This window comes from Streptomyces sp. NPDC041940, from assembly GCF_055589465.1.
Window position 1 is genome coordinate 125,298 of record NZ_JBVJBP010000015.1, and the last position, 19,543, is coordinate 144,840.

Here is a 19,543-nt window from a genome sequence, read left to right on the forward strand (position 1 = left end):
GTCACGCGTAGCGGTAGATCCGGCCGACCTCCTCCAGTTCCTGCGGCGTCACGTCCCACGGCGGCAGGCTCTGGCGCCGGGCCACGATCCGGCCGTGCTGCCCATCGCCCCGGCCCGGCGGCGTGGCCGGGAGGTAGCGGGCACCGCGGTGCCGGCGTTGCCAGCGATACCACTGCAGGTCGATGAAGGCGTGGTGCAGCCAGAACACGGGGTCGTTGACGGAGGCGCCGCCGAGCATGTCCCCGCCGACCCAGCCGTGCACCCGGTTGTGGTTGCGCCAGGACGAGTTGTCCCGGCCGGTGCCCCAGCCCTCCAGCTTGTTGCGGAAGCCCCGCGTGACCGTCGAGTCCCAGGGCGCCACGTCGTAGACGGGGTCCTTCAGCGCCCAGGCCAGCTCGCTCCTGGTGGGCAGGTCCATCGGTCTGCGGGGGCGTCCGAGTTCCCTGGTGAGGAAGTCCCGGTCCGTCACATTCACCTTGATGGTCCAGTTGCCGTGCCGGTAGGCGAACGGACCGGTCATCACCTGGTGGTCGGAACGGCGCCCGTCGCCCCCGAGGAGACGGTCCGTCCAGGGCGCGGAGGTGGTCGTGCGGTCCCGCGTCCAGTCCCAGTACGGCACCGTCACCGAGGAGTCCACCCGGCGCAGCGCGCGCTCCAGGTCGAGCAGGAACCGGCGGTGCCAGGGCAGGAAGGAGGGCGCCATGTGTGCGGCGCGCAGCCCGTGCTCGCCGTCCGCGGAGAAGTACTCGACGTGCGTCCGGACGAACTCGTCGTACTCGCCCCGCCGTTTGACCTCCAGCAGCGCCTTGACGAACCGGCGCTGCTCGGCCCTGGTGAGTGTGGCGACGTCCCTACGTACGTACGCCACGCCGGTCCTCCGTGTGCGCGTGCCCCGCGCTTCCCGGTCCCGGGCCCGGCGCGCGCAGCCGCTGACCGGGGCCGAGCGCGTCGACGGCGGCACGGGCGGCCTCGAGCGGTGTCCGGTGGGTGCAGTAGTGGTCGACCATGCTCAGCCAGGTGCCGTCGGCCCGGCGCATCAGATGCAGCGGGCGGCCGTCCACGGTGACGTGCCACCGGCCCTGCCCGGCCGGGCCGTGCGAAGGGGTCCATGCCACGCCGATGCGACGACCGCGGTAGGTCTCGGCGACGGCGGTGCCGCCCGGGGCGTCCCTTCCGAGGGGTCGGGGCCACAAGGCCGCGAACACCGGAGCCACCGGGGCCGCCAGGGCCGCGACGAGGGCGCAGACGCGCAGGCCCCGCGTCGCCTCGCGCCGTGTCAGGCCCCGCGTCACCTCCCGCCGTGTCACGTCCCGCGGTGCCACCTCGCGCCGTGTCACGTCCCGCGGTGCCGCCTCGCGCCGCGTACTGCCCGCCGGGAGGGGGCCCGCCGGGGCCGGCGCCCCGTCCCCCGCCGGTCCTCCGTCGATGCTGACGGCCATGGCCCACTCCTCGTCCGGTTGCGGTGTCGTAGCCGTAACCGCCGGAGGCCCCGCGCGGTCACCGCCGCGCGGCCAGACAAGTGATCACCGGTGTCCAGACCCGGACACAAACGGAGGGCCGGTCCTCGGACATTTCGAGGACCGGCCCTCCGCGGGGCGTGGTTCCAGCCTAGAACCACAGGTTGCCGTGCACCGGCTTGGCGTCGTTGACCGTGGACGCGGCGTTCTTCGCCGTGTGGACCAGCGACTCCTTGCCTTCGGCGGTCACGTCCAGGGGGACCTTGGTGCTCACGCCGCCGGTGAGGTCGGTGGACGCCAGGTCGCGAGAGTTCTGGGCGGCCGGAGCGGGCTCGGGGGCGGGGGCGGGCTGAACGGCCGGAGCGGGCTGCGGAGCCGGCGGAGCGACCGGAGCGCTCTGCACAGCCGGAGCGGGCTGGGGAGCCGGAGCGGGCTGAGCGACCGGAGCGGGCTGAGGGGCGGCCTGGGCGACCGGGGCACTCTGCGCAGCCGGAGCACTCTGCGCGACCGGAGCGCTCTGCGCCGGAGCAGACTGAGCAACCGGGGCGGCCTGGGCGACCGGGGCAGCCGGAGCACTCTGGGCCACCGGAGCGCTCTGCACATCCGGAACGCTCTGAGCGGCGGGGGCGCTCGGGGCGACCATGGCGTCCTGGGCGAACGCCGGGGTCGCGGAACCGGCGGCGATCAGGGACCCGGCAAAGACGGCGGCAGCCTTCAGAGACTTCATCGTGTTCCTTTCTTCGGCAACGCACGTCGCCGGAGTGGTTTCTGTCGCCGTGCCTAACGAGCCCTGGCCTGGGCGGAAACCGGAACTGCCGAAGATTGCCAATACCTCATACGAGATCTATTAAAGGACCGGACCTCCGGGTGGAAAAGAACAAACAGTCGTGGCGCCGCTCCCTGAGGCCGGCACCACGACTGGACGGGCTCACGGGGCCGGCGGCAGCAGCGGCGTCAGCACCGAGAGCTGGGGAGCGAAGAAGTCGTCGGCCTCCGCCTCCGGGGTCGTCGAGGTGCTGGTCGTCACCGACGTCACGGCGTCCTCGTCCTGGAGCGCCGGTTCGCCGGAGGTCAGTTCGGCGAGGAGCTCGTCCACCCCGCCCAACAGGTCGTCGACCAGGGGAAGGAGGCCTCCGGCACCACCGGTGATCCCTTGCAGGAGGCCGTCGACAGCCCCCAGCACGAGGTCCAGCAGGTCGGTCACGGGGTCGGCTGCGCGCCGCTCGGGCACCAGGGCGGGAGCGGGCAGGACGGGAGCCGGCAGCACGACCGGCGCCGGGGTCAGGGGCGCCAGGAGGGACGGGGTGTACTCGTCCTCGGCGGCCGCAGCAGCCAGGGCGGCCTTCGCGGCGTTCCCCAGCTTCGTCGCCTCGGCCGCGGACAGTCGGCCGTTGTCCCGGAGTACGGCGTTCAGCAGGTCGGCGACGGGGGTGAGCGTGCCCCAGTTGATTTTCCCGATCTGCACGAGACGCGCGTCGGCTCCGGGAAGCCGGGCATCGGAGGCCACATGGCCGTGCCCGCGGGCCGGGTCGGCCGCCATGGCGACGGGGCCGGTGATCCCGACCAGAAGGGCGGCGCACAGTGTGCTGGACGCGATACGCCGTGCGGGCAGAGCACGCATGGGTATTCCTTTCGACGGCGATGGATCTTGAGCCCACCGTGAAAGAACCAAGGGCTTTCCGCAAGCATTCATAGGCTTTTCGGGAATACATAATTCCCCCTTTCGCCGCGTCCGGCCTGATCAGACGCTTTGTCAGGTCGCACCGCCCTCGACCCCTGATGGAGTAACGGCCCGGCCCCCGCCGGGCGGTGGCGCCGCCCAGCGCCGGGGTGGCGGTCGGAACCAGCAAACACTTGCGATTTCACGATTCCGACACACTTGTCAGACTTCACCGAATTTCATCGACTATGTCCGATTGATGACTAGAGTTGCGAACCGCCCGACGCACTCCTCAGCGCGGACACATCGCACTCGTGGCGCTGCTGCCACGGCCACCTGTTCCGAAAGGGCAACGACCGGTCATGCGCCATTCCCTGGGCCCGCTGTTTCGCCGCGCGACCGTGGGCGCCCTCGCCCTTGCCGCCATGTGGGCAGCCAGCAGTTCCCCGGCCGCCGCGCCGGCCGCGGCGCCCTCGCCGGAGGCCGAGAGTCTCGCCTTCGCCGAGCGGTACCGCACACTCCAGCACGGCGGCATCGTACGCGCTGCCAACGCCTCGATCACCTGCCGCGCGGCCCAGCGGCCTTCCTGCCCGGACGCGCAGGCGGGCGGTATGGCGGCGAACGGCGACTTCGACATGTTCTACGTCGACGTCGACCGCGACCCCAACACCTACAACTCCTCCCGCTCCGAGGTCCGCCTGCCCAGCGGCTCCCGGGTGACGTACGCGCGCCTCTACTGGGGCGGCAACCTGCGGGTGGGCGAGCAGAAGCCGCCGGCGGACAACGGGCGCGTGCTGATCGCCGAACCCGGCGGAGAGTACAAGGAGTTGATCGCCGACACGCTGGTCGGCCACCGCGTGCTGGACGGCATGGACGCCTTCCAGGCCTCGGCGGACGTGACGCGGATGGTGCGGGAGGGCGGACCGGGCCTGTACACCGTGGCGCAGATCAACATCGCCATGGGCAGGTCGACGGCCGGGGCATGGGGCGGCTGGACCCTCGTGGTGGCCTACGAGAACCCGGAGCAGCCGCTGCGGCACCTCGCGGTCTGGGACGGCTTCACCTCGCTCAGGTCCAACGACCAGGAAGTCCGCGTGACCGGCCTGGGCTTCGCGGCGGGCGCGTGGGGCCGTGCGGGCCTGGTGACGTACAACGGCGACCGCGGCACCGGCGGCGACTCGCTCACCGTGGCGACCGGCCAGTCCGGGACCGCTCTCAGCAACAACGCCAACCCCCGCGACGACGTCCTCAACTCCACCATCAGCGAGCCCGGGGCGGACGCCTCGCGGGTGCCCGCGCACGCCAACACCCTCGGCTACGACTCCGATGTGTTCGACCTCGGAGGCGGTCTGCAGCAGGGCGGCGACCAGGCGACCTTCCGGATCCGGTCCCAGCAGGACGCGGCGTGGGCCGGCGTGCTCTTCGTCGCCGTCGACGCACGGCGATGAGTCCGTCGCCGTCCGCCCCGAACGCCTTCGCGAGCGAGGAATCCGCGCACATGCATCTGTCATCCACCGCCCCCAACCCCAGAGTCCTGCACCTCACCCAACCGGTGGACGGGGGCGTGGCGCGCGTCGTGACGGACCTGGTCGCGGCACAGCTGTCGGACGGCCTCGACGTCACCGTGGCCTGCCCCGACAGCGTGCTCACCGCGAGACTGCGCACCCTCGGCGCGCGCGTACGGCACTGGCACGCGACGCGGTCGCCGGGTACCTCGCTCGTACGGGAGGTACGGCATCTGGCCCGGGTGATCGACGAGGTGCGTCCCGATCTGGTGCACGCGCACAGCGCGAAGGCCGGACTCGCCGGACGCCTCGCGGTGCGCGGGCGGATCCCGACGGTCTTCCAGCCGCACGCCTGGTCGTTCGAGGCGGTCGGCGGAGGCACCGCGGCCCTGGCGCTCATGTGGGAGCGCTGGGGGGCGCGTTGGGCCTCGCGCACGGTGTGTGTGAGCGAGGCGGAGCGGGCGACCGGCATGGGCGCCCGGATCACCGGCCGCTGGACCGTCGTCCCCAACGGGATCGATCCGCGGCGCTTCCACCCGGCCACCGCCGGTCTCGTACGCTCCGGGCTCCCGCCGCTGGCCGGCCTCCACCCGGCGGCACCGCTCGTGGTGTGCGTGGGGCGGCTGTGCCGGCAGAAGGGGCAGGACGTCCTGCTGCGGGCGTGGGACGACGTCGTGCGCAGGGTGCCCGACGCCCGCCTCGTCCTGGTCGGCGACGGACCGGACCACGACCGGCTGCGCGAAGACGCCCCGGAATCCGTGGTGTTCGCGGGAGCCGTCACCGACGCCTCGCCCTGGTACCAGGTCGCCGACCTCGTCGTCCTGCCGTCCCGCTGGGAGGGCATGGCCCTGGCGCCGCTGGAGGCCATGGCCTGCGGGCGGCCCGTGGTGGTCACGGACGTCGACGGTGCCCGCGAGAGCCTGCCGCCCGCCTTCTCCGCCCGGTGCCTGGTCCCGCCGGAGAACCCGGCGGCGCTGGCCGGGGCCGTCACCGAGCTGCTGACCGATCCGCTGCTGCGCGAGTCGCTCGGCGACCAGGGCCGCAGGCACGTGCTGTCGACCCACGACGTGCGGCACACCGCCGAGGCCGTCTCGGACGTCTACCGCGATCTGCTCGGCCCGTGGACCGCCGCCATCCCCAGCGCTGAGCACGGTCAGCGGCCCGACACCGGACGTGGCGCCGAACCGAACCGGACGACGCAGCGCGTCGAGCCCACCGAGTACAGGGAGTCCATCCACTCGTGACCGCCGAACGTACCGTGCCCTCCCCCGGCGTACCGCCACGGGAGCACGGATCCTCACCAGTCTCGGTCATGCCGCCGCGCGGCACCGCCACCGGTTTCCGGCTGTCCGCCCCGCGGGGCCCGGCCCGGCCGGCCTCGCCCGTCCCGCTGCTCGCCGCGGACGGCGTCGCCGCCCTGGCGGGCGCGCCGGTGCTCGCCGAGGCCCCGCGCCAGCCACTGCTCGTCACCCTGCTGATCCTCCTCTCCCTGCTGCTGCGCCGACGCGACGGGCGGCCGCCGGTACCGGGGCTGCTGGAGGAACTGCCCGCCGTGTGCGGCCGTATCGCGGTGGCCTGGCTGGCGCTCGCGGCGCTCCTGGCGGCGTACCGGCCGGAGCACGCGCTGTCCCTCCGTACCGTGCTGGCGGGGCTCGCGCTGCAGGCGGCGGCCGCCTGTGTGCTGCGCGGAGCCGTGCACGCGCGGCGGCGCGCCGCGCTGCTGCGCCACCCGCACACCGCGCTCGTCCTCGGCCCGGTCGCGACCGCGCAACGCGTGGCCGCCGCCGTCCTGCGTCAACCGCGTTGCGGCGTACGGCCGGTGGGGATCGTCGCCGGGCAGCCGGACGGCACCGAGACCCTGCCGGTGCTGACGACCGCCGAGGAGGTCGAGCGGGCGGTCATCCAGAACGGGGTGCGGGCGGTGCTGGCCGTGCACCCCTCGGTGCGCGCCGAACAGGAGCCGCTGCTGCGGGCGCTGGCCGAGTCGGGCTGCGTGGTCTGGGAAGTCGACGCCGACTCCCCGTCGTACGCGACGCGGGAGCGGCTGGCCGGGTTCTCCTGCCGGCGTCTGGACCTGTCCCCGGCGCGGCACGGCAGCGCCGGCAAGCGGGCCCTCGACATCCTGGTGTCGGGGGCGCTGCTGCTTCTGGTCAGCCCGCTGCTGCTGACCTTCGCCGCGGCGCTGCGGATCGGCGACGGTCCTGGCGTGGTGTTCCGGCAGGAGCGCATCGGCAGGAACGGGGAGCCGTTCACGCTGCTGAAGTTCCGTACGCACCGCCCGGTCGACGAGCACGAGTCGGCGACCCGGTGGAGCGTGGCGAACGAGGGCGAGATGCGCTGGTTCTGCCGGATGCTGCGGCGCACCTCGCTGGACGAGCTGCTCCAGTTGTGGAACGTGCTCCGGGGCGACATGAGCCTGGTCGGGCCGCGGCCCGAACGCCCCTACTTCGTCGCCCAGTTCGGCCAGACCTACCCCGGCTACTCGGTCCGCCACCGCATGCGGACCGGCATCACCGGCCTCGCCCAGATCCACGGGCTGCGCGGCGACACCTCGATCGAGGACCGCTGCCGGTTCGACAACGCCTACATCGACGACTGGTCCCTGTGGCAGGACGTGTGCATCCTGCTGCGCACCGCGGCCACGGTGGTACGGCCGACGGGGAGCTGAGCGGTGAGCCTCGCACTGACACCGCTCCCGCGCCGCGTCGTCGCGCTGACCCCGGCCCTGCCCGTGGTGGCCGTACCCGCCCTGCTGGCCCTGCCGCGGACACCGGACGGCGCCGGGCCCGCCGACGTGCTCTCCGGGCTCGTGGTGGTCTACTGCGTGATCCGTCTCCTGCGCGAGCGGCGGCGCCCGCTGTCGCCCGCCGCGGCCGTGGTGCTGGGCCTGCCCGTCGTGGGGCTCGCGATCGCCGCCATGGGGGCGTTCTCGCCCGAGGCCGGGCTCACCGGCCTGGGACGCTATCTGCAGACCTTCGTCCTCGTCCCGGCGGCCGTGCTGCTCCTGCTCCGCGACCGGGCCGGCTTCCGGACGGTGGCCTGGTCCTTCGTGGGGCTCGGGCTGTGTCAGGGAGCCGTCGGCGTCCACCAGTTCGTCACCCGGACCGGCGCCTCCTACCAGGGCGCGAACATCCGCGCGGTGGGCACCTTCGGGCCGCAGGACGTGATGGGCATGGCGACGGCGGTCTCGCTGGGCCTGGTGTGCGCGGTCGGGATCGCGCTGGGCCGGGTGTCGGTACGGCAGCGGGTCATCGCCGCCGGGTGCGCGCTTGCGCTGATGCTGCCGCTCGCGCTCTCCTTCAGCCGGGGAGCCTGGATCGCGACCGCCCTGACCTGCACCGTGCAACTGGTGCTGACCGGCTGGCGGCGCGCGCTCAAGGTGGTCGCGGCCGCGGTCGCCTCGGGCGTGATCCTGGTGGGCGGGTTCGGCGTGGGCTCGGCGCTGCTGCAGCAGCGGATCGACAGCATCGCCCAGGTCGCCGACACCCCCGACCAGTCCGTCGTCGACCGGTACACCCTGTGGGCGTCCGCCACGGACATCTGGCGCGGGCACCCGCTGACCGGCGTCGGGCTGAAGGGCTTTCCCGAGTACCGGGACGGGCACGCCACGCTGGCGCTGTCGTCGGGCAGCGAGACCGACGGCGCGGGAGTGGCGTACCAGCGGCAGCCGCTGCTGTCGCCGCACAACATGTACTTGCTGGTGCTGAGCGAGCAGGGCCTGATCGGGCTGCTCGCGCTCGCCGGGAGCTGGCTGGCGCTGCTGGTGTGCGGGGTGCGGCGGCTGCTGCGCGTCCGCGACCGCGGCCCGGGCCTCGACTGCGGGCTCGTCGCCTGCGGACTGCTGGTCTGGCTGCTGACCGACTTCGTGTACGGAGACATCGGCGGTCCCTCGACCGTGCTGATCGCCGTGGGCATGGGGCTCGTGGCGTGGTGGGCGCTGGCCGGCGACGCGCGTACGGACGTCGCGGACCTGCCCCGGGGAGGGGTGCGGGAGCGCGCCGAGGAGGCCATGGCGCGATGACGGTGGTGCCTTCGCAGACCCCCGGTCCCGAGACGGACGGCGCGACGACCGTGCCCCCGGCGCGTGCCGGTGCCGCCGTCAGGGCCGGGGACGGCGCCGACCCGGCCGCCTCGGCGTCGGCGCAGGCCTCCGGAAGCTTCCTGGCCAGGGCCGCGCTGGTGACGGCGTCGCTGTCCATCGCCGGTTCGCTGCTCGGCCTGGTGCGCGACCAGTCGCTGGCACGGCTGTTCGGCGCCGGGAGCGACACGGACGCCTTTCTGGTCGCCTGGACCGTGCCGGAGTTCGCCGCCACGCTGCTCATCGAGGACGGGCTGGCGATCGCGCTGATCCCGGCGTTCAGCATGGCGCTGGCCCGCCGCGCCCGGGGCGCCCCGGGCGACCCGGTCCGTGATCTGGTCCGCGCCACCCTGCCCCGGCTGTGTCTCGCCCTGACCGCGGTGGCCGCGCTGGTCGCCGGCACCGCTCCCTATCTGGTCCAGGCCCTGGCACCCGGGCTGCCCGACCCGCGGCTCGCCGTCGACTGCACCCGGATCACGGCGACCTGCGTGCTGGCCTTCGGGCTCGCCGGGTACTGCAGCGCCGCCCTGCGGGCCCACCGCTGCTTCCTCGCGCCCGCGGCGATCTACGTCGCCTACAACACCGGCATCATCGCCGCGATGTTCCTCCTCGGCGAGGGCTGGGGCGTGCGCTCCGCCGCGGTCGGGGTGGCGGCGGGCGGCTGTCTGATGGTGGCGGTGCAGGTGCCCGCGCTGTGGCGGCGACTGGCCTCGCCCACGCGGCCGCTCGCCAAGGCCGGGGCCGTCGTCGAGGAGCGGCCGATGCAGGTCGCGCTGGTCGCCGCCGTCCTGCTCTTCGCGCTGTGCCGCCAGTCGCAGGTCCTCGCCGAGCGCTTCCTCGCCTCCGGTCTGCCCGCCGGTGCCATCTCGCATCTGAACTACGCGCAGAAGGTCGCCCAGATCCCGATGACGCTGTCGCTGATGGTGTGCACGGTGACCTTCCCGGTGGTGGCGCGGGCGCTCGCGGACGGCGACACCGCGCGGGCCCGCAGCCGCGTGGAGCGGGACCTGGCGCTCGCCGCCGCTCTGGTGCTGCTGGGCATGTGCGCGGTGATCGCCTGCGCCCCGCAGATGATCGAACTGCTCTTCCAGCGGGGCGCGTTCACCGCGGGCGACACCGCGGCGACAGCGGACGTCATGCGCGTCTACGCCCTCGGACTGCTGGGCCAGACCCTGGTGGGCGCCCTCGTGCGCTCCTACTTCTCGGCGGGCCGGGCCAGCTGGTATCCCCTGGGCGCGATGACGGCGGGCATCACCGTGACGTCCTTCGTCGGCGCCGCGAGCGTGCACTCCTGGGGCGTGGCGGGGATCGCCGCCGCCAACGCCCTCGGCATCACCGTCACGGCCGCCCTGCTGCTCGGCGGGCTGCGCACGGGGCGTCGCGACAGCCCGCACAGCGTCTCGGTCCGGGTCCCGCAGGTCCTGGCCGAGCTGGGCAGGCTGGCGGGCGCGGCCGTCGTCGCCACGCTCGCGGGGGCGTTCGCCGCGAGCCTGCCGGACTCCCCCGCGGCGGGCCTCGCGGCCGGCTTCCTGACCGTGACCTTCGTCTTCGTCCCGCTCACCTGGGCCCTCGGTGCCCAGGGCTCCGCGTCCGCTCTGCGCTCCCTACGCGCCGTCACACGAAGGCTCACACATGGCCGCTTCCGTTGATTCCCTCGACACCGGCAGACCCCCGGCCCCGCCCAAGGGCCCCGTCCCCTGGGTGGCGATGTACCACTCGGTGGGCGACTGCTCGGACGACCCGTACCGCATCACGGTCACGCCCGAGCGGCTCGACCGGCAGCTGGCGTGGCTGCGCCGCCGGGGGCTGCGGGGCGTGTCCGTGGCCGAGCTGCTCGCCGCCCGCGCCCGGGGCGAGGCACGGGGCCTGGTCGGGCTCACCTTCGACGACGGGTACGCCGACTTCGTCACCGAGGCCCTGCCACTGCTGCGCCGCCACGACTGCCGCGCGACCCTCTTCGTGCTGCCCGGGCGGCTCGGCGGCGACAACGCCTGGGACCCGCTCGGCCCGCGCAAGCCGCTGCTGACCGCGGACGGCATCCGGCACGCGGCCGCCGAGGGCGTGGAGATCGGCTCGCACGGACTGACGCACGTCGACCTCACCCGGGCGGACAACCTCACCCTCAGGGCGGAGGTCGGCGAGAGCCGGGCGCTGCTCACGGAGCTGACGGGCGCCTGGGTCGACGGCTTCTGCTATCCGTACGGCACGGTCGACGCCCGCGCCGTCGAGGCCGTACGGGAAGCGGGCTACACCTACGCCTGCGCCATCGACCCGGGCCCGCTGACCGGCCCGCACGCCCTGCCGCGGGTGCACGTGGGCCAGAACGACACGACCATGCGCCTGCACCTCAAGCACCGGCTGCACCGGCTGCGCCGGCGCCCGGTGGAAGGCCTGTGAGATGAGGGCTCTGCACATCATCACCGGCCTCGGCGTCGGCGGCGCCGAGCAGCAGTTGCGGCTGCTGCTGCGTCATCTGCCCGTGGACTGCGACGTCGTGACGCTCACCAACCCCGGGGCGGTCGCCGAGGGTCTCACCGCCGACGGGGTCAGCGTCACGCACCTCGGCATGGGCGGCAACCGCGACCTGGGCGCGCTGCCGCGGCTGGTCCGGCTGATCCGCGCCGGCGGCTACGACCTGGTGCACACGCACCTGTACCGGGCCTGTGTCTACGGGCGGTTCGCCGCGCGCCTGGCCGGGGTCCGGGCGGTCGTCGCCACCGAGCACTCCCTGGGCGACTCGCAGATGGAGGGCCGCAGGCTGACGGCGGGGGTGCGCGGGCTGTACCTCGCCAGCGAGCGGCTCGGTTCGGCGACGGTCGCCGTCTCGTCGACGGTGGCCGGCCGCCTGGAGCGCTGGGGCGTCCCCGCGCCGCGCATCGAGGTCGTCCCGAACGGCATCGACCTGGACCGGTTCCGCTTCGACCCGGAGCGGCGGGAGCACACCCGCCGCCGGCTCGGCCTGCCGGAGGGCGCGTGGGTCGTCGGCGGCGTCGGCCGGCTCAGCCGGGGGAAACGGTTCGACGTCCTCGTGCGCGCGCTCACGCTGCTCCCGAAGGACCACTGGCTGCTGCTGGTGGGCGGCGGCCCCGAGGAGCCCTTCCTGCGCCGCACGGCCCAGGAGGCCGGTGTGGCCGGGCGGGTCGTGTTCACCGGCGAACGTCCCTACCTGCCCGACGGTTCGTCAGGACCCGACCTGCCCTCGCTCACCTCGGCCATGGACCTGCTCGCGTCCCCGTCCACCGAGGAGGCCTTCGGACTGGCGGCCGTGGAGGCCCTGGCGGCGGGACTGCCCGTGCTCTACGCCTCCTGCCCGGCCATCGAGGACGTACGGCCGCCCGCCGCCGGTGCCCGGCGGGTGAGCGGCGGCCCCGAGGCATACGCCCGCGCGATCGCCGAGGTACGGGCGGCCGGTGCCCGGCCGCGCACGGCCTCGGAGGTCGCGCGGCACTACAGCATCACCCACTGCGCGGCCCGTCTCACCGACGTGTACGCCGCGGCGGTCTCCAGTTCGACGCCCCCTTCTCCCCCTTCTTCCCCCTCTTCCCCTTCATCCCCTTCGTCTCCGGGAGCCGACTCCTCATGACCGACACTCCGATCCGTCAGCGCCGCCTGTCCCTGGCTCGCCTCAGGGAGCTTCCCCTGTGGTCCGTGGTCGCGGCCGGCACCCTCGCCGGGGGCCTGCTCGGCGGTTCGTACGGCCTGCTCACCCCCGCGACCTACACGGCCACCAGCTACGTCATCGCCGTGCCCGCGGGGAAGTCCTCGCCGGACGCCGCCCTCGGGTTCGCCCAGGCGTACGGCCGGGTCGCCACGCAGCTCGCGGTGCTCGGGGACGCGCAGGTGTACGCGGGCGTGCCGGTGCGCACCCTGCAGCGCAGTGTGCGCACGGCGACGTCGCCGGACGCGCCGATGGTCGCCGTCTCGGCCACCTCCTCGCGCCCGGGCCTCGCCGTCGACATGGCCAACGCGGTCACCCGCTCGCTGACCCGGCACGCGGACGACACCCGGGGCAACACCCACGTGCGGCTCGTGCAGTTCTCGCGGGCGGTGGAGCCGAGCGAGCCGACCTCCACGTCGACGGCGGTGACCGGTCTGGTCGGTGCGAGCGCGGGCGGTCTGCTGGGCGGACTGGCCCTGCTGGCGCGGCCGCGGAGGAACGGCCAGGAGGACGAACCCGCCCCGGCCCCCTCGGTGCCGAGCCCGGCCGCCGCCGCCGATGTCCGCGGACAACGGTGACGGCGGCGGGCCCGAGCGGATCAGCCGGACTACCACCAGTCGAAGCGCAGGCAGAGCTTCCCGCCGAGCCACTCCTCCACCCAGCTGCCGAGGTCCAGCGGCGTGCAGCCCGCCGGGGGCGGTTGGGTGCCGGGCGGGGTCGGCTTCGGGGTGGGCTCGAGGGGCGGGGCCGCCTGGTCGGTACGGCCGAACAGGACGGACCGGTAGAGCTGGGACGACTTCGGGTTGGCCCCGCACTGCCACACACCGTGCGGGCAGTAGTCGGTCAGCGTGTTGTAGAGCGGCTTGTGCTCCTCCATCCAGGAGAGCATGTCGCGCATGTAATCGGCATTGTCACCGTTGCGGAAGAGCCCCCATTCCGGATAGGAAATGGGCTTGCCGTGAGCCTTGGCGAAATCCACATGGTCCTGCAACCCGTAGGGCTCTTTCACCTGTTGTTCGAACGACATCCCGGCAGGCTGGTCGTAGGAATCCATGCCAATGATGTCGACGGTGTCGTCCCCCGGATAGCATTTCGTCCAGGGAACGGCGTCGCGGCCACGGCTCGGCGTGAAATCGAACCGAAATTTCTGGCCCGGCACGGAACGCATGGTGGTGACGATCCTGTTCCAGTACTTCTTCCAGGCCTCCGGGTCCGGCCCACAGCGATGGGTGTACGTGGTGCCGTTCATCTCCCAGCCGAGCACGAGGACCGTGTCCGGCACCTTCAACTCCACCAGCCGTTCGGCGAGGACCCGGAAGTGGTGATCGAACTCCCCGGCCGCGCCCCGTTGCAGCAGCCGCCGGACCTCGCCGTCGGAGACGCCCTCCTCGTTGCGCTCCTGCATGGGGACGTTGAGGACGAGCATCCGGTCGGCCTTCTTGTTGCGCCAGTGCGCCCATACGTCGAGGAACCCGGGAGCACCCTCGATGTCGCGCCAGCGGTGGCCCGGCAGATAGGTGTGGCCGGCGCGCAGCTCCGTACCGCCCAGCCAGTGGCTGAACAGCGGCATCCGGGCCACGCCGCGGGCGTCGGACTTGAGGAAGACACCGAAGGCCGGGGCCTCCTCGCCCGCCGCCGGGATGGTGGCTGCCGGGGCCGGCGTCGACGGCTCGGGGACGGCCGACGGTGTGACGGCCGACGGTGTGAGGGCCGAGGGCGTGGCCACGGGCGGCGGCGGGGTCGGCGCCGGAGCCCGGGGTTCGGCGGCTCGCGCCACCCCCGCCCCGGCCACGGGGCCGGACGCCAGGGCGGCCGACGCGGCGACCGCCGCCGCCCCCAGGGCCAGCCGGCGGACACCGGCCCGCTTCTGCTGTGGGGCCATGCCTGCTCCTTTATTCGCTCTCGTCCGGACTACTGCCCCGGCTTTTGTTATTGACGGGCAGTCATACGAAGTCAGTCACAGAAAAGCCCATGACGCCACCGCCGTTGCGGCTTTCGAGTTGCCGGGCTCGCCCGTGCGGGTGAGCCGAACGAAAAGAAAGAGAGAATTCGTGTCGCTGCTCGACACCCGCGTCCCCGCTGTAGTAATGCGGATCGACCGGAACCCTTTTCACCACGGAACGCTGGGGGCCGCGCGTTCACTCGGCAGGGCGGGCGTGGACGTACACGTCGTCGCGGATTCCGCGGGAAGTCCCGTCGGCGCGTCACGCTACGTACGCCATATGCATTCCCCGCCACCGCCGGGAGCCTCCCCGGACGACATCCTCGCCGTGCTGCGCCGCGTCGCCGACCACGTCGGGCGGCCCGCCGTCCTGGTTCCGATGGACGACGCGACCGCGATCGCCGTGAGCCGGATGCGGGACGAACTCGCGCCCTCCTACCTGCTGCCGGCGATGCCGCACGCCCTGGCCGAGCGTGTCGCCGACAAGGCGGAGCTGGCCGCCGTGTGCGCGGCCACCGATGTCCCGTACCCGGAGACGCTGGTCCCGGACAGCCCGGCGGAGGTCGCCGACGCCATGCGGCGGCTCGGGCTGCCGGTGGTGGCGAAGTGGAGCCGGCCCTGGCTGCTGCCCGCCGGCAGCGGGTTGCGCAGCACGGTGCTGGTGCGGTCCGTGCAGCAGGCCCGGGAACTCTTCGTGCGCACCGGCGAGGCGGGCAGCCGGCTGCTGCTCCAGGCGTATCTGCCACCGGGGCCGGACCGGGACTGGTTCTTCCACGGCTACGCCGACCACGCGGGGACCGTGCGCGCGGGCGGTCCCGGCCGCAAGCAACTGGCCTGGCCGCGCGGGGCGGGACTGACCGCGGTGGGCTGCTGGACACCCAACGCCCAGGTGCAGGCGCTGGCCGAGCGGCTCGTCGACGCGCTGGGCTACCGGGGCATCCTCGACCTCGACTTCCGCCGCTGCGGCACGACGGGCCGCTACCACCTGCTCGACTTCAACCCGCGCACCGGCGCCCAGTTCCGGCTCTTCGCGGACAGCGCGGGACTCGACGTCGTCCGGGCCCTGCACCTGGACATGACGGGCTGTCCGCTGCCGGACGGGTCCCCGCTGGCCGGGCGGACCTTCGTGGTGGAGAACTACGCGCCGCTGGCCGCCCTGAGCGCGGCGCCGGGCGGCCGCGAACGCGAACTGGCCTGGTACGCCGGGGACGACCGCTCCCCCGGACGGGTCATGTGGGCCCTGTGGTGCCGGCATGTGTCCCGCCGGCTGCGTGAACGGCTGGGCACGACGACGCCGGCGGTGGCGGAGCCGGCGCCGCGGCTGATCCCCCGGGCAGCCTCGCCCTCCCTGACCGACAACGAGAAAGCGAGCAGTTGATGGTGTACGACCTTCTGGTGGTGGGCGCAGGCCCGTACGGCCTGTCGATCGCGTCCCACGCCGCGGCCGCCGGGCTGAACCTGCGCGTGTTCGGCCGGCCCATGGCGTCCTGGCGGGACAACATGCCCCGCGGCATGTTCCTGAAGTCGGAGCCGTGGGCGTCCAACCTCTCCGACCCGGCCGGGCGGTGGCGTCTTGACGTCTACTGCGCGGAGCAGGGGCTGACGGCACGGCACGCGAAGCCGATCCCGGTCGAGGCGTTCGCACAGTACGGCCTGTGGTTCGCGCGCAACGCCGTACCAGGGGTGGACGAGCGCACGGTGACCCGCGTGTCGGCCGGGCCCGGCGGCTTCACGGCGGTCGCCGAGGACGGGGAGGAGGTGCACGCGCGGGCGGTGGCCCTGGCGGTCGGTGTGATGCCGTTCGTCGAGGTACCGCAGGCCCTGCGCGGACTGCACCCCGCGCTGGTGACGCACAGCAGCCACCACAGCGACCTCGACCGGTTCCGCGGCAAGGACGTCACGGTGATCGGCGGCGGTCAGGCGGCCCTGGAGACGGCGGCGCTGCTCGCCGAACAGGGCACGCGCGTGCGGGTGCTGGCCCGGGCGGAACAGCTGGTGTGGAACGACGTGCCGCCGCCCTGGGAGCGCCCCTGGTGGCAGTCGGCCCGCTCCCCGCACAGCGGCCTCGGCCCGGGCTGGCGGAACTGGTTCTACGCGGAGCGCCCGGGCCTGTTCCGGCGGCTGCCGGAGCCGACCCGGGCCCGTATCGCGACCACAGCGCTGGGACCGGCGGGCGCGTGGTGGGTGCGGGACCGGGTCGAGGGTGTGGTGGAACTGCTGCCGGGCCATGAGGTGGCCGCGGCCTCCGCGGTGCCGGGCGGGGTCCGGCTGGACACGGTGAGCCGTACGGGCGCCCCGCGCAGCCTGGAGACCGAACACGTCATCGCCGCCACGGGGTTCCGGGCGCGCTGCGACCGGCTCGGACTGCTCGCCCCCGAGCTGCGCGGCACTCTGGCGGCACTGCCCGACGGCTCCCCGTTGGTCGGGCACGGCTTCGAGTCCTCCCACCCGGGCCTGTTCCTCGCGGGCCTGGTGACGGCCTCGGGCTTCGGCCCGGCCATGCGCTTCGTCCAGGGCGCGGGCTTCACGGCGTCGACGCTCGTCGGCGGCGTACGCCGCCGGCTCGGTGCGATGCCCGCGGCCGGCACCGTCCCCGCGCCCGTGGACGGCAACCGGACCGAGTCGCCCTCGCCGGTGCGCCGCTGACGGCACATCGCACGGTGGCCCAGGGCCGCTGACGGCTACGGAGCCGTCAGCGGCCCGTCTTCCTGTGCGGGGGCCCGCGGCCGGGGCATGGGGGCGCCGGGACGGCCGACACCCCCCGGATCGCGAGCGACGGGGGGTGCGGGTGGGGCGGGGTGGGTGCCGGACGGACCGCGTCCGGCACCCGGGAGCGGCTAGCGGGACGCGGTGGTGCGCCCGCGGCGGTACATCATCACTCCGCCGACGATCAGGGCGGCGCTGGCGGCCGACGCGGCGGCCATGGCCTCACTGCCGGTCTCGGCGAGCTGGGGCACCGTGCCCTCCTCGACCTCCTCCTCCTCGGTGACGGAAGAGTCCTCGGTGTCCGGCGTGGAGCTCGACGGCTCGTCCTCGTCCGGGGTGGGGACCTCCTTGACCGGAGGCGTCTTCTCCTCGTCCGTCGACGGGGTGTCGTGGCCGTGGTCGTGGCCGTAGCCGCCGCCGGACGACTCGTTCTCGCAGTCGTTGCCGTACGTCGAGTTCAAGAACGCCCCGCCGTTGGCGGAGTTGCCGCACACGTTCGTGGGCACGTCGACCGGGATCTGCACATTGTTCCCGGAGCCCACACCGGGAGAACCCTTCACGACCGCCGACGCGTCAGCGCCCGCGTCCGCGTCGTGGTGCTTCGGCTTGTGCGAGGTGTTCTTGCAGGAGTTGCCGATCGCCTTGTTGAGCGCCGCGAGTCCGTTGACGGTGTTGCCGCACAGGTTCACCGGCACGTGGACCGGCGCCTGCACGCTGTTCCCGGAGAGCACACCAGGGGAGTCCTTCGCCACTCCTGACGCATCGGCGTCAGCCAGGGCGGGGCTGCCGTACAGGGACAGAATCCCCGTGGCGGCGGCCGCCGCGAACGCTCCCTTGCTCAGGGTCTGTCGCAATGTGGTCGTCCTCCTGCTTGAAGAATGGGGCAGCGGTGAAAACCGCAGCGCCGCCCGCTCTACTGCCTCATCAACCCGGCGCGGGAGGATTGGTTCCGCAGGTTCACCCGGTTGGCCCGCCGTGCGGACGAGGGCCGGGAGGCTTCTCAATCCCGTCCGCGGGCCGCCTGTTCGATGGCCTCGGCGAGTTCGTCCACGTCCCCGTCCCCGGTGCGGTCGGCCAACGCGTCTGCGTGGTCGGCGAGTTCCCCGAAGCCGGCCGGGGCTCCCGGGACGCGGGCGCCTCCCGAGCGCAGGGCGTCGGCGAACCAGGCGGCCACCGCGGTGACCTGGAAGCGGCTCGGGGCGTCACGGACAGAGTCGTGGAGGGCGTCGGCCTCGAGATCGCCGGACTCCTCGTGGGGGTCGCGGGTATCCGGGTCGAGCCAGCGGACGGTGGCGGTGGCGAGGTGGCCTTCGGCGCCCGGCTCGGTGCGGACGGCGTACAGGGCGGTGACGGTGTGGCCGGGGCCGACCTCGCCGCCGTCGACCCGGTCGTCGCGGAAGTCCTCGTCGGCGACGCGGCGGTTGTCGTAGCCGATCAGCCGGAACTCCTCGACGGTCTCCGGGTCGAAGGCGACCTGGGCCTTGGCGTCGCGGGCGGTGAGGTCGATGTGGCGCGGGAGTTGCTCGCTGAAGACCTTGCGGGCCTCCCCGGGGTCGGACACGTAGACGGTGTGGCCGTCGCCCTTGTCGGCGAGGTTCTCCATGAGGGCGTCGCCGTAGTCGCTGCCCACGCCGACGCCGAAGAGGGTGATGCCGTGCTCGCGGCGTTCGCCGGAGATCCGCTCCAGGATGGCGTCGGCGTCGGTGTCACCGGTGTTGGCGAGGGCGTCGGAGACGAGGACGACCCGGTTGGTGGCGCCCTTGCGCAGGCCCTCGACGGCCTGTTCGTAGCCGGTCTCGACGCCCGCGCCGAGGTTGGTGGAGTTCCGGGTCTCCAGTTCGGCGATGGCGTCGTGGATCTCGTCGCGGTTGCCGTCGAGACGGGTCATGGGCAGGACGGTCTCGGCCTCGTCGCTGAAGGCGACGAGCGCGACCGAGTCGTCGTCGCGCAGCCGGTCCGTCATCACGGCGAGGGACTCCTGGGCGAGGTCCAGGCGGCCCGGTTCGGCCATGGAGCCGGAGACGTCGATGACGAAGGTGAGGGCGGCGGGCGGGCGTTCGCCGGTGCCTTCCTCGGTCCGGGTGGCGAGGCCGACGCGGACCAGGGACCAGTCCTCGTCGTCGGTGCGGGCGCCGTCGACGGTGACCGAGAAGCCGTCGCCGTCCGGGCGTTCGTAGTCCTGGCGGAAGCTGTTGACGAACTCCTCGGGGCGGACCGTCGAGGGGTCGGGGAACCGGCCTTCGCCGAGGGCGCGGCGGGCGTAGTCGTAGGAGGCGGTGTCGACGTCGAGGGCGAAGGTGGAGAGGTGGCGGGGGTTCTCCCGGCGGTCGTCCTCCTCCTCGCCGGGTTCGTAGCCCCGGCTGGGCGCGCTGTGGCCGTCGCGGTCTACCGCCGCCTTGTCGCCCACGCTGCTGTCGGCGCCTCCGCTGCACGCGGTGAGCAGCAGTCCGCTCGCCGCCGTGACGGCGAGCAACAGCTTTCGTGTCCGGTACCGCTCCATCGTCCGTGCCCCCTGGGTCCGTCGGTGTCGGCTTCTT

General features: G+C 73.6%; 17 protein-coding genes. 10 read left to right on the forward strand and 7 right to left on the reverse strand.

The annotated features are described in order from the left end of the window. Position 1: 1 nt before the first annotated feature. The 4 genes from ACZ6I3_RS24870 to ACZ6I3_RS24885 all read right to left on the reverse strand — a co-directional run bounded on the left by ACZ6I3_RS24870 (position 2) and on the right by ACZ6I3_RS24885 (position 3,078). Positions 2–868 carry a tyrosinase family protein gene (locus ACZ6I3_RS24870; RefSeq protein WP_469417459.1) on the reverse strand — a complete coding sequence of 289 codons (867 nt, stop codon included), beginning with the start codon at positions 866–868 and terminating at the stop codon, positions 2–4. Continuing rightward, positions 852–1,439, reverse strand: a complete 588-nt coding sequence (locus tag ACZ6I3_RS24875) for a tyrosinase family oxidase copper chaperone (protein ID WP_469417461.1) — start codon at positions 1,437–1,439, stop codon at positions 852–854. The genes ACZ6I3_RS24870 and ACZ6I3_RS24875 overlap by 17 nt, the downstream gene beginning before the upstream one ends. A gap of 169 nt (positions 1,440–1,608) precedes the next feature. Beyond that, positions 1,609–2,184 carry a hypothetical protein gene (locus ACZ6I3_RS24880; protein ID WP_469417607.1) on the reverse strand — a complete coding sequence of 192 codons (576 nt, stop codon included), beginning with the start codon at positions 2,182–2,184 and terminating at the stop codon, positions 1,609–1,611. Between the two features lie 201 nt (positions 2,185–2,385). Continuing rightward, positions 2,386–3,078: a hypothetical protein gene (locus ACZ6I3_RS24885; RefSeq protein WP_469417463.1), complete on the reverse strand. Its 693-nt coding sequence runs from the start codon at positions 3,076–3,078 to the stop codon at positions 2,386–2,388. Positions 3,079–3,479: 401 nt separating this feature from the next. On the opposite strand from ACZ6I3_RS24885, the gene ACZ6I3_RS24890 reads away from it, so the two are divergent. The 8 genes from ACZ6I3_RS24890 to ACZ6I3_RS24925 are packed head-to-tail and all read left to right on the forward strand — an operon-like array spanning position 3,480 to position 12,936. Beyond that, positions 3,480–4,565 (forward strand): DUF3344 domain-containing protein, encoded by a 1,086-nt coding sequence (locus tag ACZ6I3_RS24890; protein ID WP_469417465.1) that lies wholly within the window; start codon positions 3,480–3,482, stop codon positions 4,563–4,565. Between the two features lie 50 nt (positions 4,566–4,615). Beyond that, positions 4,616–5,866: a glycosyltransferase gene (locus tag ACZ6I3_RS24895; RefSeq protein WP_469417467.1), complete on the forward strand. Its 1,251-nt coding sequence runs from the start codon at positions 4,616–4,618 to the stop codon at positions 5,864–5,866. Further along, the gene (locus ACZ6I3_RS24900; protein WP_469417469.1) at positions 5,863–7,290 is read left to right on the forward strand and encodes an exopolysaccharide biosynthesis polyprenyl glycosylphosphotransferase; all 1,428 of its coding nucleotides are present in this window, start codon (positions 5,863–5,865) and stop codon (positions 7,288–7,290) included. The genes ACZ6I3_RS24895 and ACZ6I3_RS24900 overlap by 4 nt, the downstream gene beginning before the upstream one ends. Positions 7,291–7,293: 3 nt before the next feature. After that, complete coding sequence (locus ACZ6I3_RS24905; RefSeq protein ID WP_469417471.1) at positions 7,294–8,643, forward strand: O-antigen ligase family protein; 1,350 nt, start codon at positions 7,294–7,296, stop codon at positions 8,641–8,643. Then, entirely contained in the window at positions 8,640–10,349 is a 1,710-nt protein-coding gene (gene murJ / locus ACZ6I3_RS24910; RefSeq protein WP_469417473.1) for a murein biosynthesis integral membrane protein MurJ, read from the forward strand. The genes ACZ6I3_RS24905 and murJ overlap by 4 nt, the downstream gene beginning before the upstream one ends. After that, complete coding sequence (locus ACZ6I3_RS24915; protein WP_469417475.1) at positions 10,333–11,097, forward strand: polysaccharide deacetylase family protein; 765 nt, start codon at positions 10,333–10,335, stop codon at positions 11,095–11,097. Before murJ ends, ACZ6I3_RS24915 begins: the two co-directional genes overlap by 17 nt. A 1-nt stretch (position 11,098) precedes the next feature. Then, entirely contained in the window at positions 11,099–12,283 is a 1,185-nt protein-coding gene (locus tag ACZ6I3_RS24920; protein WP_469417477.1) for a glycosyltransferase, read from the forward strand. Then, entirely contained in the window at positions 12,280–12,936 is a 657-nt protein-coding gene (locus tag ACZ6I3_RS24925; protein WP_469417479.1) for a YveK family protein, read from the forward strand. Before ACZ6I3_RS24920 ends, ACZ6I3_RS24925 begins: the two co-directional genes overlap by 4 nt. Positions 12,937–12,965: 29 nt before the next feature. On the opposite strand, the gene ACZ6I3_RS24930 is transcribed toward ACZ6I3_RS24925, so the two are convergent. Further along, positions 12,966–14,240, reverse strand: coding sequence for a glycoside hydrolase family 26 protein (locus tag ACZ6I3_RS24930; RefSeq protein ID WP_469417481.1), 1,275 nt, complete (start codon positions 14,238–14,240; stop codon positions 12,966–12,968). Between the two features lie 169 nt (positions 14,241–14,409). Between ACZ6I3_RS24930 and ACZ6I3_RS24935 the strand changes: the two genes are divergently transcribed. Together ACZ6I3_RS24935 and ACZ6I3_RS24940 are read left to right on the forward strand one after the other, a co-directional pair. Beyond that, entirely contained in the window at positions 14,410–15,678 is a 1,269-nt protein-coding gene (locus ACZ6I3_RS24935; RefSeq protein WP_469417483.1) for a carboxylate--amine ligase, read from the forward strand. Then, on the forward strand, positions 15,678–16,946 hold the full coding sequence (locus tag ACZ6I3_RS24940; protein ID WP_469417485.1) for an NAD(P)-binding domain-containing protein: 1,269 nt from the start codon (positions 15,678–15,680) through the stop codon (positions 16,944–16,946). The genes ACZ6I3_RS24935 and ACZ6I3_RS24940 overlap by 1 nt, the downstream gene beginning before the upstream one ends. A 191-nt stretch (positions 16,947–17,137) precedes the next feature. On the opposite strand, the gene ACZ6I3_RS24945 is transcribed toward ACZ6I3_RS24940, so the two are convergent. After that, positions 17,138–17,860 carry a chaplin gene (locus ACZ6I3_RS24945; RefSeq protein ID WP_469417487.1) on the reverse strand — a complete coding sequence of 241 codons (723 nt, stop codon included), beginning with the start codon at positions 17,858–17,860 and terminating at the stop codon, positions 17,138–17,140. A gap of 146 nt (positions 17,861–18,006) precedes the next feature. Continuing rightward, entirely contained in the window at positions 18,007–19,506 is a 1,500-nt protein-coding gene (locus ACZ6I3_RS24950) for a vWA domain-containing protein (RefSeq protein WP_469417489.1), read from the reverse strand. Between the last annotated feature and the right edge of the window lie 37 nt (positions 19,507–19,543).

Excerpts from the sequence above, each read along its gene's own strand:
- ACZ6I3_RS24920 (WP_469417477.1), top strand. The coding sequence starts at position 11,099 with ATGAGGGCTCTGCACATCATCACCGGCCTCGGCGTCGGCGGCGCCGAG.
- ACZ6I3_RS24880 (WP_469417607.1), bottom strand. The coding sequence starts at position 2,184 with ATGAAGTCTCTGAAGGCTGCCGCCGTCTTTGCCGGGTCCCTGATCGCC.
- ACZ6I3_RS24895 (WP_469417467.1), top strand. The coding sequence starts at position 4,616 with ATGCATCTGTCATCCACCGCCCCCAACCCCAGAGTCCTGCACCTCACC.
- ACZ6I3_RS24875 (WP_469417461.1), bottom strand. The coding sequence starts at position 1,439 with ATGGCCGTCAGCATCGACGGAGGACCGGCGGGGGACGGGGCGCCGGCC.
- ACZ6I3_RS24890 (WP_469417465.1), top strand. The coding sequence starts at position 3,480 with ATGCGCCATTCCCTGGGCCCGCTGTTTCGCCGCGCGACCGTGGGCGCC.
- ACZ6I3_RS24925 (WP_469417479.1), top strand. The coding sequence starts at position 12,280 with ATGACCGACACTCCGATCCGTCAGCGCCGCCTGTCCCTGGCTCGCCTC.
- ACZ6I3_RS24940 (WP_469417485.1), top strand. The coding sequence starts at position 15,678 with ATGGTGTACGACCTTCTGGTGGTGGGCGCAGGCCCGTACGGCCTGTCG.
- murJ (WP_469417473.1), top strand. The coding sequence starts at position 8,640 with ATGACGGTGGTGCCTTCGCAGACCCCCGGTCCCGAGACGGACGGCGCG.
- ACZ6I3_RS24915 (WP_469417475.1), top strand. The coding sequence starts at position 10,333 with ATGGCCGCTTCCGTTGATTCCCTCGACACCGGCAGACCCCCGGCCCCG.
- ACZ6I3_RS24930 (WP_469417481.1), bottom strand. The coding sequence starts at position 14,240 with ATGGCCCCACAGCAGAAGCGGGCCGGTGTCCGCCGGCTGGCCCTGGGG.
- ACZ6I3_RS24885 (WP_469417463.1), bottom strand. The coding sequence starts at position 3,078 with ATGCGTGCTCTGCCCGCACGGCGTATCGCGTCCAGCACACTGTGCGCC.
- ACZ6I3_RS24950 (WP_469417489.1), bottom strand. The coding sequence starts at position 19,506 with ATGGAGCGGTACCGGACACGAAAGCTGTTGCTCGCCGTCACGGCGGCG.